General features: G+C 69.9%; 10 protein-coding genes and 1 tRNA gene. 6 read left to right on the plus strand and 5 right to left on the minus strand.

The annotated features are described in order from the left end of the window. Positions 1-47 precede the first annotated feature (47 nt). Complete coding sequence (locus ABT025_RS16035) at positions 48-1,034, minus strand: hydroxyacid dehydrogenase (protein ID WP_350994295.1); 987 nt, start codon at positions 1,032-1,034, stop codon at positions 48-50. Between the two features lie 339 nt (positions 1,035-1,373). Between ABT025_RS16035 and ABT025_RS16040 the strand changes: the two genes are divergently transcribed. The 5 genes from ABT025_RS16040 (at position 1,374) to ABT025_RS16060 (ending at position 8,727) form a co-directional block, all read left to right on the plus strand. Then, positions 1,374-2,387, plus strand: a complete 1,014-nt coding sequence (locus ABT025_RS16040) for an ABC transporter permease (RefSeq protein ID WP_350994297.1) — start codon at positions 1,374-1,376, stop codon at positions 2,385-2,387. 82 nt (positions 2,388-2,469) lie between these two features. Then, complete coding sequence (locus tag ABT025_RS16045) at positions 2,470-3,330, plus strand: carbohydrate ABC transporter permease (protein WP_350994365.1); 861 nt, start codon at positions 2,470-2,472, stop codon at positions 3,328-3,330. Positions 3,331-3,386: 56 nt separating this feature from the next. Then, positions 3,387-5,060, plus strand: a complete 1,674-nt coding sequence (locus ABT025_RS16050) for an extracellular solute-binding protein (RefSeq protein ID WP_350994299.1) — start codon at positions 3,387-3,389, stop codon at positions 5,058-5,060. After that, on the plus strand, positions 5,060-6,535 hold the full coding sequence (locus ABT025_RS16055; protein WP_350994301.1) for a M1 family metallopeptidase: 1,476 nt from the start codon (positions 5,060-5,062) through the stop codon (positions 6,533-6,535). Before ABT025_RS16050 ends, ABT025_RS16055 begins: the two co-directional genes overlap by 1 nt. After that, positions 6,532-8,727, plus strand: coding sequence for a right-handed parallel beta-helix repeat-containing protein (locus ABT025_RS16060; RefSeq protein WP_350994303.1), 2,196 nt, complete (start codon positions 6,532-6,534; stop codon positions 8,725-8,727). The genes ABT025_RS16055 and ABT025_RS16060 overlap by 4 nt, the downstream gene beginning before the upstream one ends. On the opposite strand, the gene ABT025_RS16065 is transcribed toward ABT025_RS16060, so the two are convergent. From ABT025_RS16065 to ABT025_RS16075, 3 genes are all read right to left on the minus strand, one after another. Beyond that, positions 8,717-9,418, minus strand: coding sequence for a carbohydrate-binding protein (locus tag ABT025_RS16065; RefSeq protein ID WP_350994307.1), 702 nt, complete (start codon positions 9,416-9,418; stop codon positions 8,717-8,719). The genes ABT025_RS16060 and ABT025_RS16065 overlap by 11 nt on opposite strands. Positions 9,419-9,604: 186 nt before the next feature. Continuing rightward, positions 9,605-10,507 (minus strand): transketolase family protein, encoded by a 903-nt coding sequence (locus ABT025_RS16070; RefSeq protein WP_350994309.1) that lies wholly within the window; start codon positions 10,505-10,507, stop codon positions 9,605-9,607. A 54-nt stretch (positions 10,508-10,561) separates the two neighbouring features. After that, the gene (locus ABT025_RS16075) at positions 10,562-11,263 is read right to left on the minus strand and encodes a thiamine pyrophosphate-binding protein (RefSeq protein ID WP_350994311.1); all 702 of its coding nucleotides are present in this window, start codon (positions 11,261-11,263) and stop codon (positions 10,562-10,564) included. 128 nt (positions 11,264-11,391) lie between these two features. Between ABT025_RS16075 and ABT025_RS16080 the strand changes: the two genes are divergently transcribed. Then, positions 11,392-11,465: transfer RNA gene (locus ABT025_RS16080), tRNA-Pro, on the plus strand. Between the two features lie 109 nt (positions 11,466-11,574). Here ABT025_RS16080 and ABT025_RS16085 read toward each other — a convergent pair. After that, positions 11,575-12,537 carry a tyrosine-type recombinase/integrase gene (locus tag ABT025_RS16085; protein ID WP_350994313.1) on the minus strand — a complete coding sequence of 321 codons (963 nt, stop codon included), beginning with the start codon at positions 12,535-12,537 and terminating at the stop codon, positions 11,575-11,577. Positions 12,538-12,539 lie beyond the last annotated feature (2 nt).

Here is a 12,539-nt window from a genome sequence, read left to right on the forward strand (position 1 = left end):
GTGGCTGTTGTGTGACGCCGAGCCTAGAGCCTGTCGAGGGTCGGCGTTCATGCGATCCGCCCCAGGTCGGCCCGGTGCACCGGGTGGCCGAAGGGTTCACCCCGCGCGTACCGCGCCAGTTCGTCGACGGCGAGTGCTCCGAGCCTGCCCACCTCGTTGCCCTGGGCGCCCGCGAGATGCGGGGTGAGGAAGACGTTGGGCAGGTCCCACAACGGGTGTCCGGCGGGCAGGGGCTCGGGAGACGTGACGTCCAGGACCGCGTCGAGCCGCCCGCTGACCAGGTGGCCGGTCAGAGCCTCGGTGTCCACCAGGGTGCCGCGTGCCGTGTTGACGAGCAGGGTGCCGGGGCGCATCAGGCCGATCCGGCGCGCGTCGATGATGCCCCGCGTCTCCGGGGTGTCCGGGGCATGGACGGTCACCACGTCGCTGGTCGCCACGAGGGTGTCCAGGTCCACGCGGGTCACCCCGAGGAGCTCGGCCCCGGCGGCGCTCACGTAGGGGTCGTACAGCAACACCTGGGCGTCCAGGACCCGCAGCAGTTCGATCACCCGGCGGCCGATCCGGGACGCGCCCACGACTCCGACGGTCAGGCCGTGGGTACCGAGCCAGTGCTGCCGGTCGAGGTCGGCCCCGGTGCGGTGGGTGCGGCGGGCACGGTAGAGCCCCGCCAGCGGGAACACCCGCTTCGCGCCCATGATGATCGCGGCCAGGGTGAACTCCGCCACCGGCACGGCGTTGGCCGCGGCGGCCGAGGAGACCACGATCCCCCGGTCGAACGCCGACGGTGACAGAAACGTTTTCACCGTGCCGGCCGCATGGATCACGGCCCGCAGCCGCGGTGTCCGGTCCAGCAGGCCGGCGTCCACCGGCGGGCACCCCCAGCCGGTGAGCAGTACCTCCGCCTCGGCCAGTGCCCGCACGGCGCCGGGGGAGTCGAACTCGCTGATCAGGGACGGATCGAGGAGCTCCGCGGTCTCCTCGAGACGCGCCCGGACAGAGGGCGGGAAGACGTCGTCCAGCAGCCCGTGGCTCATGACCAGGACCGTGCGCGGGCGCCTTTCGGGCGGGGCCGCAGCATCGGTACCGGAACGAGCCGGCGCCTCTTCGGTGGTTCGCACCCTGCCTCCGGACAGTAATCGCGTTCTATGGAATGACCAGCACGCTAAGGAGCCTGGAGGGCGACCGTCAAGCTCTCCTCCTGGAGAACAGCCGTATTTATGCCGGTATGCAGGCTATCGAAGGCTCGGATCTCCCCTCCAGGGCATCGCGTAACAAAGACGTTCGCCCGGATCTCTTGACGCTGGGGTTAACCGCTTACTAACTTGCGGCCGCAGAAGGCTCACCACGCGCCACCCAGCCGAACAGGACGCACCATGGCTGACACAGCACCCCCGCTGCCGCGGGAAAAGCGGCGAAAGCGGGCCGAAGAACCCGCCCCGCCGGCCGAGCCGGCCGTCGTCGCCCCACGCCGGCTGACACTCGGGCAGCGGATCAAGCGCGACCGGGTGATGCTGCTGCTCACCCTGCCCGGCCTGCTCTACTTCGTCGTCTTCCACTACGTCCCGCTGCTCGGGTACGTGGTGGCGTTCCAGGACTACCAGCCGTACCTCGGATACATGCACAGCGTCTGGGTGGGCTTCGCCAACTTCTCCGCGGCGTTCACCGAACCGGCCTTCTGGAGCGCGACGTTCAACACGCTGGAGATCGCACTCGTCCAGCTGGTCTTCTTCTTCCCGGTGCCGATCGCCCTGGCCCTACTGCTGAACAGCATCGCCAGCGACCGCATCAGGCGCTTCGTGCAGAGCGTCGTCTATCTGCCGCACTTCATCGGCTGGGTCATCATCGTCTCGATCTTCCAGCAGATCCTGGGCGGCGCGGGGGTGCTGCCCGACCTCCTCGGCAGCATGGGCCTCCCGCGCTACGACATGATGAGCGACCCCGACGCCTTCCCCTGGCTGCTGACCCTCCAGGTGGCCTGGAAGGACGCCGGCTGGGGCACGATCATCATCCTTGCCGCACTGCTCAACATCGACCGGCAGCAGTACGAGGCCGCCGCGATCGACGGCGCCGGCCCCCGGCGCCGCCTGTGGCACGTGACGCTGCCGGGCATCGCCCCCGTCCTCATCCTGCTGCTGATCCTCAACCTCGGGCAGATCCTCTCCGTCGGCTTCGAGCAGATCCTGCTCCAGCGCGACGCGGTCGGCCCGGACGCCGGTGAAGTCCTCGACACCTACGTCTACTACCACGGCATCAAGGACAACGACTGGGGCGTCGCCGCCGCCGTCGGACTCGTCAAGGCGGTCATCGGCACCGCACTCGTGCTGGGCGCGAACAAGTTCGCCCACCGGCTCGGCCACGAAGGGGTGTACCGCGGTGCTGACCGCTGAGAAGACACGCGCCAGGAACCGGAGTACCGCACCGGCGCCCCGCCCCGCTCCCGTACGCAAGTCCGACGGCCGGCCCCCCTGGATGGAGCGGCCGACGCGCATCGGCCAGACCGCCAAGGCGGCAGCCGTCGTGGTGGTCGTCCTCGCCGTCGCCTACCCGCTCGTGGGTGTCATCGGCACGAGCTTCGCCTCGCAGACCGACATCATCAAGAGCTCCGGCCTCGTCCTGTGGCCGGACCACCCCACCCTGGACGCCTACCGCACGATCTTCACCGGGGGCGTCGTCACCCGGGCGCTGCTGGTCTCCGTGGGCATCACCGTGTTCGGCACCCTCGCCAGCCTGCTCGTCACCGTCGGCATGGCGTACGGTCTCTCCCGCCGCGACGTCACCGGGTCCCGCTTCATCCTGATGACCGCCCTGTTCACGATGCTGTTCAACGCGGGCATCATCCCGAACTTCCTGCTGGTCAAGGGGCTCGGCCTGTACGACACGTACGCGGCGCTCGTCATGCCCACCCTGGTCAGCGCCTTCAACCTGGTCGTCCTGCGGTCCTTCTTCATGAACCTGCCGGATGAGCTGTACGACGCGGCGAAGGTCGACGGTGCCGGTGACTTCCGCATCCTGGTGCGGATCGTCCTGCCGCTGTCCAAGGCCGTACTCGCCGTGATCAGCCTCTTCTACGCGGTGACGTACTGGAACGCCTTCTTCAACTCGCTCCTGTACCTCAACGACTCCGACAAATGGCCGCTGCCCATGGTGCTGCGCACCTACGTCCTCCAGGGCCAGAGCCTGAGCGCCGCATCCGCCGGCGAGGTGCTCGCCCCGCAGCAGGCCGTCCAGATGGCGGTTCTCGTGATCGCCGTCGTCCCGATCCTCTGCGTCTACCCCTTCCTCCAGCGCTACTTCACCAAGGGCGTGCTCACGGGCGCCGTCAAGGGCTGAGCGCAGCCACCGCCCCCCACTCCTTCCTCCCCTCTCCCACTTCCAAGGAGATTCAGGTGTCGAGCTCCACTCCCATCAATCGCAGAGCACTGTTCCGCATGGGTGCGGGCGTCGGTCTTGGACTGGCCGCCGCTCCGCTGCTCGCCGCCTGCGGCGACGGCGGCACGACGGCCAAGGCGGAGGCCAAGAGCGCCTCGCTGCTCCCGGACTCCGCGGTCCGCAACATCGGCCTCGAGCCCGATCTGGCCGGGACGGCCACCGGCGTCCCGCAGGGATTCTTCAGCTACCCGGCCAAGCCGCTGCGCGCCACCGGCAACACCCCGCTCAAGGGGGCGAAGCCGATCAGCGCGACGATGGAGACCTTCTCCCCGCCGCCGCCCTCGCGGGGGAAGAACGCCGCCTGGCAGGAGATCGAGAAGCTCCTGGGCGGACAGGTGGACATCACCGCCGTGCCCGCCGACGACTACGGCACCAAGTTCTCCACCATGGTCGCGAGCGACAGCCTTCCCGACCTCTTCATGTACCCCGAGGTCGGTGGCGTCGACAACAAGTCCGGGTTCCTCCAGGCCACGTGCGCCGACCTGACCCCGTACCTCGCCGGCGACAAGGTCAAGGACTACCCGAACCTGGCCGCGATACCGAAGGGCGCCTGGCAGGCCGCGATCTTCGGCGGAAAACTCTTCGGCATCCCGATCGCGCGCACGGGCACCGGCGGTGCCGGCTTCTACCGGCACGACCTGTTCGAGGAGATCGGCATCACGAGCCTCGACCAGATCACCGGCCTCGACCGGTTCGTCGAGGCGTGCAAGGAGCTGACCCGGCCCAAGAAGGACCAGTACGCGATCATCGCGGGTGTCACCAACGTCCTCGCCATGTCGGCCGGCGCACCGTACTCATGGCGGATGGACGCCAGGACCGGGAAGTTCACCAGCGACCTGGAGACCCCGGAGTTCCGCAAGGCGGTCGAGACGGCGCGGTCGCTCTACGAGGCGGGCTGTTTCTACCCGGGCACCCTCCAGATGTCCGGGGCGCAGAAGGCCCAGTACACGGACATGTTCAAGAACGGCAAGGGCGCCTACGTCTACGACGGCATGCCCACCTATCTGGCACCCGGTGTCGGCTACATCGCAGCCATGAAGGCGATCGACGAGAAGTACGACCCGAGGCCCTTCGTGCCGTTCGGCTCCGCGCCCGTCGCCTGGATGGACAACGTCAAGCTGGAGAACACCCACGTCAAGAAGGCGTCCGATGAGCGGGTGCGGCAGGTCCTCGCACTGGCCGACTTCGCCGCCTCGCCGTTCGGGAGCGAGGAGTACACCCTCATCAACTACGGGGTCGAGGGCAAGGACTTCACCCGCGACGCCAAGGGCAACCCCGCGCTCACGAAGCAGGGCACCCAGGACGTCACCGTGCCCTGGAAGTTCATGGCCTCCGCCGTGCCCGCGATCTTCAGCGCCGACTCGGAGCAGGGCGTCCGCCATGTGCACGAGGCCTTCACCAAGATGATCCCGATCATGGAGCCGGACCCGACGCTCCAGTACTCCTCGCCCACCTGGGACTCCAAGGGCTACGGCAGCCTCTACACGCTCAAGCAGGACGCGCTGAAGGACATCATCGCCGGCCGCAAGCCCATGTCGGCCTACGACCAGTTGGTCAAGGACTACCTGGCCAAGGGCGGCGAGCAGGCCCGCGGCGAGTTCGAGCAGGCCTTCCAGAAGGGCAAGAAGTGATGACCGCTCCCACCAGCAGACGCACGGCCCTCCGACTCGGCGGGGCGGCCGTCGCCGCGGCTGTCGCCGTACCCGTGCTCGGCCCGCCCGCCTCCGCCCGGCCGCACGGCTTCGACCCGGGGCCCGGCTCCGACGGGGTCGGCGACCCGCTCTTCCCGACCCTGGGCAACGGCGGCTACCAGGTCACCCACTACGACCTGATCTTCGACTTCACCCCGGTGACGTACGACTTCACCGCGACCGTGAAGATCAATGCCAAGGCCACCCAGGACCTCTCCGCCTTCAACCTCGACACCGACGGCCACACCATCGACTCCGTCACCGTCGCCGGCCGCCCCGCCACCTGGGCGCTCACGCCCGGCAGGAGCGGCCAGGAGCTGACCGTCACACCCGTCCGCCCACTTCGCGACGGGCAGGCGTTCACCACCGAGATCCACTACCGGGGCAACGGCAAGACGCCCCGACTCGGCCTCACCGGCTGGAAGTTCGGCACCGACGGCGGCTTCGCCTCGGCCGCCCAGTCCTCGCGCGCCGACACCTTCCTGCCCTGCAACGACACCCCGTCCGACAAAGCGACGTGGACCTTCCACATCAGCGCCCCCGAGGGCTTCGTCGCCACCGCCAACGGCGAGCTGACCCACAGGACCCCGCGCGCCGACGGCTCCACCGTCTGGCACTTCGCCCTCCGCGAGCGCATGGCGACCGAACTCATCGGCATCGCCGTCGTCAAGGGCACCTACCTGTACGGAAGCAGTCACCGCGGCCTGCCACTGCGGCACATCGTCCCGCAGGGCCAGGAGGAGAAGTACGGCCCGATCGTGGCCCGTACCCCCGACCATCTCGCCTGGCTGGAGGCGAAGTTCGGCCGCTATCCGTTCTCCGTCTACGGCGTCCACATCTACGACGGCTACACCGACGCCCTGGAGAACCAGACCCTCTCCCTGTTCTCCACCAACTGGTTCAAGCTCAACGCCAACGGACAGCCCGGCTACGAGACCACCATGGTGCACGAGCTCGTCCACCAGTGGTTCGGCGACTCCGTCACCCCGAACGACTGGCAGCAGGCCTGGCTCAACGAGGGCCCCGCGGTGTACTACGCCGGCCTGTACGGCGAGGAGCGCGGCTGGTCCGTGTTCGCCGACAAGATGAAGTCGACGTACGAGAAGCTCGACGCGGTCCGCGCCGCCGACGGCCCGCCCGGACTGCCCAGGGCGCTCGGCGGCACGAACATCTACGACGGCGGCGCACTCGTCCTGTACGCCCTGAGCCTGCAGATCGGCCGGCCGTCGTTCGACAAGGTCATGCGCGCGTGGGTGCGGCGTTTCAAGGACTCCACCTACACGAGTGAGGCCTTCATCCGGCACGCCGTCGACGTCACCGGCGACCGGTCCGTCGACCCGTTCCTGCGCGAGTGGCTCTTCGGAGCCGTCAACCCGCCCATGCCAGGTCACCCCGACTGGAAGGCCACCGCGTGAACCGCACCGTGAACGTCGCACGAGGAACCGCCGCTGCCGCCACCGTCGCCGTCCTGACCGCCCTCCTCGCAGCCCCGACCGCCCAGGCCGCACCCGGCACCCGCACGCTGTACGCGGCCCCGGACGGCCGCGGCACCTCCTGCACCGTCGCCCGGCCCTGCTCCCCGGGGGCGGCCCGGGACCTGGCCCGCACGGTGTCGGGACACGATGTCCGCGTACTCCTCAAGGACGGTACGTACCGGCTCGACGAGCCCCTGAGGCTCGGCGCCGCCGACTCGGGAGCCACCTGGACCGCGGCCCCCGGTGCTCGCCCCGTGCTCTCCGGCGGACAGGACATCACGGGCTGGCGGCAGAACACCGACGGTACCTGGAGCGCCCGCGTCCCCGAAGGCGTCACCCCGCGTCAGCTCTTCGTCGACGGCAGGCGCGCGACCCGTGCCCGCGGCGAGGCCTGCGCGGCCGCCACGTGCGACGCGACCAAGGCCGGCATGACGGGCGCGACCGCCACCGGAATCGACGGGTGGCAGCGCCCCACCGATGCCGAGGCCGTCATCCGGGTCCGCTGGCGCAACTACCACTGCCGGATCGCGGCCGTCAGCGGCGACACCATGACGTTCGCCCAGCCCTGCTGGACCAACTCGGCGAGCGGCACGGAGCGCACCGGACCCGCCTGGGACTCCACCACGGTCGACTCCGGCCGCTACGGCGGCGTCGCCTTCTTCGAGAACGCCCCCGAACTACTCGACCAACCAGGCGAGTTCGTCTGGAACTCGACGGACCGCACGGTCACCTACCTGCCGCGCAAGGGCGAGAACATGCGCCACGCGCAGGCCGTCACTCCGCACACCGAACAGCTGCTCGTCGTCGACGGTGCCCACGACGTCACCGTCAGCGGGATCGGCTTCGCGTATGCGGCGTACCGCCGGCCCGGCACCGACGAGGGCTATGCGGGCATGCAGGCCGGTCTCACCCTGACCGGAGCCACCGGCCCCGTAGACCACGCGGGCCGCTTCTACACCAAGCCGGCCGCCGCGGTCACCGTCCGCGGCGGTCGGGGAGTGAGCATCGACAACACCCGGTTCACCCACCTCGGCGGGGCCGGCACGATCCTGGAAGCCGGCACGAAGGACAGCTCCGTGACCCGCTCGTCCTTCACCGACCTGTCCTCGGGCGCGGTGTACGTCGGCGACACCGAGCCGATGCCAGGCGCCGAACTCACCGGGGAGCGCAACACCGTCGCGTACAACACCATCAGCCGCACGGGCGTCGAGTACACCGACGCGGTGGGGATCTGGGCCGGTTACGAGGCGGAGCTGACCGTCGACCACAACAGCCTGGACCACCTCCCGTACTCCGGGATCTCCGTCGGCTGGGGCTGGAACCAGACCGAGGCACAGACGTCCGTGCTGCGCGACAACAGGGTGACGAACAACCGCATCACCGACGTCATGGAGGTGGCGCAGCAGCAGCACGACGGCGGCGCCATCTACACCCAGGGCGCCCAGCCCGGCACCGTCCTGAGCGGCAACTACATCAACCGCTCCGCATACGGCAACACCGAGCGCGACGGCAACGGAATCTACCTCGACGAACAGTCCTCGCACATCACCGTCGAGAAGAACGTCATCACCCGCATCGGCTACAAGTGGGTCTCCAACTGGGTGGATTACGGCATCGAGAACACCGCGCGCGACAACTGGACCGACACCGCCGCACCCTCACTCGCAGGCCGCGGGTCCGTCATGACCGACAACCTCACCGGACTGGACCGGCTGCCCGCCGAAGCGCTCGCCGTAGCCGCCGGGGCGGGGTCCCGCAGCGGTCCGGTCGAGCAACTGCGCACCGACCTCGCGCGCACCGGTACGGCCACCCAGTCCTCCACCGAGGGCGCGGCGACGGCAGCCCTCGCCCTGGACGCCGACACCAACACGGACACCCGCACGCTCTCCGAGGCGGGAGCCTGGTGGCAGGTGGACCTCGGCGGCGTCCGGCACATCCGCCAGGTCGAGGTCTGGAACAACTCCTCATCCACCACGGCCGACTTCGACATCGTGACCGACGACGGGACGGTGCACGTCAGCGGGAAGGCGCTGCGTCCCACGCTGGTGAACCTGGACAGCCGGACCCGCTCGGTGAGGATCGTGACCTCCGGCACCGGCCGGGTGGCTCTCGCGCAGGTGCTCATCCACTGACACCCGCACAGCACACGGAAGCCGGACCGGCCTTTCGGGCCGGTCCGGCTTTTGGCGGTGCCGGTGCGCGCGACGCGGTCTGTCCGTCGCCGTCCGCCGGGCCGTCGAAGCGGAACCAGTCGATGGCGAACAGGTCTGCCGCCCCCGCCCGCCACACAGGATTGGTGAACACGGCGAACAGCCGTAACCCGCCTCCTGCCCCGGTCAGCCCTGCCGTCGGCGAGGTGGGGCGGTCCCACCCGCCGGTGACCGGGACGGTGACGCTCCCAAGGAGCGGTCCGGTCGGCGACCCGGCCCGGAACTCGACCGCGCCGCCGATGCCTCCGGAGGCGGCGTGGACCGTCACCGAGCCGACGTTCGCAGGCGACAGCGCGCCGAGGTCGATCCAGTCGCCGTCCTCGATCTCCGTGATCCGCCGCCCGCCGGAGTCGCCGGCCCGGTTCTCCGTCACCGCTCCGCCGTGTGCCCCGCCGGTCGTCGTGAACCACTCCGCTTCGCGGAAGGCGGGCTGCGGCCGGGTGACGGGGACCAGGGCGGGGGCCCGCGCGGGGGTGGCGTGCGCCGGGGGAGGTGAGCTCACCGGAAGGCAGAGGGTGAGTGCCGGGCAGAGGGCGAGGGCGGCCGCCGGAATCAGGACACGCGGGGGAAACAGGCTCCGCAGGACACCACGGATCGAGGGGCGACAGTTCATGGGGCGCTCCCTGTGCGGTAGGTTCCGAGGGAGGTAGAAAGCGCTTTCTGAGTGCGTTGCCCAGGGTAGGTTCACGCCTTCGGCGGGGTCAATGGGCCGGTACGGCCCACGTACGCGGCCTCGCCTGCCGCCTCGTCCGTCACTTCCCCCTCCGTCACCCGCCCCGCCGCCTTGCTCGCCGCCGCCTCACTCGCCCAGGAAGCCGCCGATCCGTTCCCGCAGGCCGCGCGGGTCCAGGCCGTGGGCCGCGAGATGCTCGTCCATCTGCCCGTACCGCCGCAGCTCCTCGCGGGCCACGCCGAGTGCCAGGATCCGGTGAGGGACGGCGGTGAGTGCGTCGTTGGCGGCGCCCGTCGAGGTGCCGGCCAGATACGGCTCGACGATCACGACGTCGGCGGTGGGCCGGTCACCGACCGCCCGGCGCAGTCCCTCGCCGTCGAACGGCCGCACGGTGGTCGCGTACAGCACGGTCACGTCGAGGCCCTCCGTTGCCGTGAGCACGTTGTCCAGCATCGGTCCGACGGCGATCACCACGCCGCCCGTTCCCTCGCGCACACTGGTGAACCCGCCCGTCCCGCCCACCGGTCGCGCCCGGTCGTTGGACTGCAGCGACAGGCGTACGTAGACCCTGCCGTCCCCGGCGGCCGCCTCCCGCAGCAGCGTCTCGGCTTCGTCGGGATGGCCCGGAACGTGCACGGTCCACCCGTCCAGGGTGTCCATGAGCGCCACGTCCCCGGGCGCCATATGTGTGAACCCGCCGGCCGGCCAGTCGTACGAGGCCCCGGCGCTCACCAGCACCCCGCCGACCCCTTGGTGGCCGAAATCCAGCTTCACCTGCTCGAACGGCCGCTCCACCAGGAAGCTCGCGAAGGTGTGGACGATCGGCCGCATCCCCGTGAGCGCCATCCCGGCCCCGGCCCCGATGAGCAACTGCTCCCGGATGCCGACGTTCACGACCCGGTCTGGATGGTCCTGCTCGGCCCGGCCGAATCCGTCGCGGCTGATCTCCGCCAGTACGAGCGCCAGGCGGGGGTCCTCGTCCAGCAGTCGTGTGGTGGTGGCGATGAAGCGGTCACGCATCGTGTCCATGGGGGTGTTCCTCTTCCTCGGTTCGGGGGTTTCGTCGGTTCTTCGTGATGCGGCTCAGCGCTTGGGGGCGACCCGGGCGACCACGGCCCTCGGCTGACCGGGGTGCGGCGCGGTGAAGGCCGCGTACAGCGCCTCGTGGTCCCGTCCGTCCACGTTCGCGACCGACCAGCCCGCTGTCGCGAACCGGTCGGCGATCCCGCCCGGGCGGCCGTACGTCGCCGAAGCGTTGTCGATCACCACGGTGTGCAGCTGCTCCAGGCCGGCCGGGCCCGCGTAGGCGATCGCCTCGTGATTGCTGCCCTCGTCCAGTTCGGCGTCACCGGTCAGCACCCACACCCGCGGTCCGGTCAGCCCCTGGGCCCGCAGCCCCAGCACGCTCCCCACGGCGAGCGGCAGCCCGTGCCCGAGCGACCCGCTTCCGATCTCGGCGCCGGGCACCAGCAGCCGGTCCGGATGGTGGCCGAGCGGCGATGCGTACGAGCCGAAGCCCGCCAGCAGCTCCTCGTCGAAGAATCCGTGCGCGGCGAGGACCGCGTAGTACGCCATCGGCCCGTGCCCCTTCGACAGCAGGAAACGGTCCCGGTCCGGTGCGTCGGCGGTTTCCGGGGTCACCCGCAGTACCCGGTCGTACAGCACCCACAGGGCGTCCAGGGTCGAGGTGGCGGCGGGGCCGTGCTTCTCGTCGCCGGTCATCAGGCTCATCAGCCGGGGCAGGTCGCGGTAGGCGGGCGCCGGTGCGGCGGTCGTGTTCGTCATGCCACTCAGCGTTCAACATCAAGCGCGGTTGAGGTCAAGCGGCGAAAGGGGTTCGTGACCACCGGTTGAAGTGCGGTATTGTTCTCATGCGCGTTCAGCCAGGGGGAAACCCCAGGTCAGACGGGCAGCGGGACGTGGCGCAGCTTGGTAGCGCACTTGACTGGGGGTCAAGGGGTCGCAGGTTCAAATCCTGTCGTCCCGACTCGTGAGAGTCGAGGTCAGGGCCGGTTTCGGAGCAATCCGAAACCGGCCCTTGATCATTTTTGGGGACCAGTTGGGGACCAGATGGAGGTCCGGCGTCCTTGACCGGGTCAGCGGGTCATGACGATGGGGCTCGGGAGTGAGCGTGGTGCGCGGAGCACGTTGAAGTGGGCCGAGAGCGCCGCCCCGGTGGCCGTGATCTTGTGGACGTCCGGGTGAAGGTAGCGCTGGGTGGTGGTCAGTGAACCGTGGCCGGCGATTCTGCGGAGGACGTGCACTTGGACCCCGGCGTCGGCGAACCAGGTCAGTCCGGTGTGCCGGAGGCCGTGGCGGCGCAGATGCTCGTAGCCGAGCTTGGTGACCACGTCGTCCCAGTGTGTGGCGTCGCGCAGGACGGAGGTGGAGATACGCCCGCCGCGCGGGCCCGTGAACAGGCGGGCGTCCGGGTTGGGGCCGGCGGACAGGATGCGCTGGGCGACGAGGGGGCGGATCTCCTCGACCATAGGAACCTTGCGGGCCCGCTTGCCCTTGGTGCCCTTGTCGGTCAGCCCGCCGGGCGCGGGTGTGGTCTGACGCCGCACGGTCCAGATCCACTGGGTGGTGTCGATGTCTCCGACGCGGCAGCCGGAGATCTCCCCGATCCGTGCGGCGGTGCACGCGGCGAAGGTGACCACGTCTCCACAGCCGCGGTACTCGTCGTGGGAGGCTGCCACGAGCGCGTCGGCCAGTGCGAGGAGTGTTTCCCAGTCGGGCAGGGCGAGCGCGCGTGGGTCGAGGAGTTCGTCCTCGGCCTGCTTGTAGAGCTTCTGCCAGCCGGCCACCCGGGCGGGGTTCACCTTGGTGATGCCGTCGCGCACTGCCTGCTCCATGACACGGACCAGGACGGCGATGGTGTTCTTGACCGTTGAGCGGCTGAGCTCGTCGGCGATGCAGTTCTGCACGGTGCGGTCGACAGCGCCGTTGGTGATCATCCGGACCGCGACGTGGCCCAGGGCGGGCACGACACGCATCCGCCAGCCTGACAGGTAGGGGTCGAGTGTTCTCAATTCCAAGCCGCGCAGGGCGAGGTCCATGA

Source organism: Streptomyces sp. NPDC002809 (assembly GCF_040295435.1).
GTDB lineage: Bacteria > Actinomycetota > Actinomycetes > Streptomycetales > Streptomycetaceae > Streptomyces.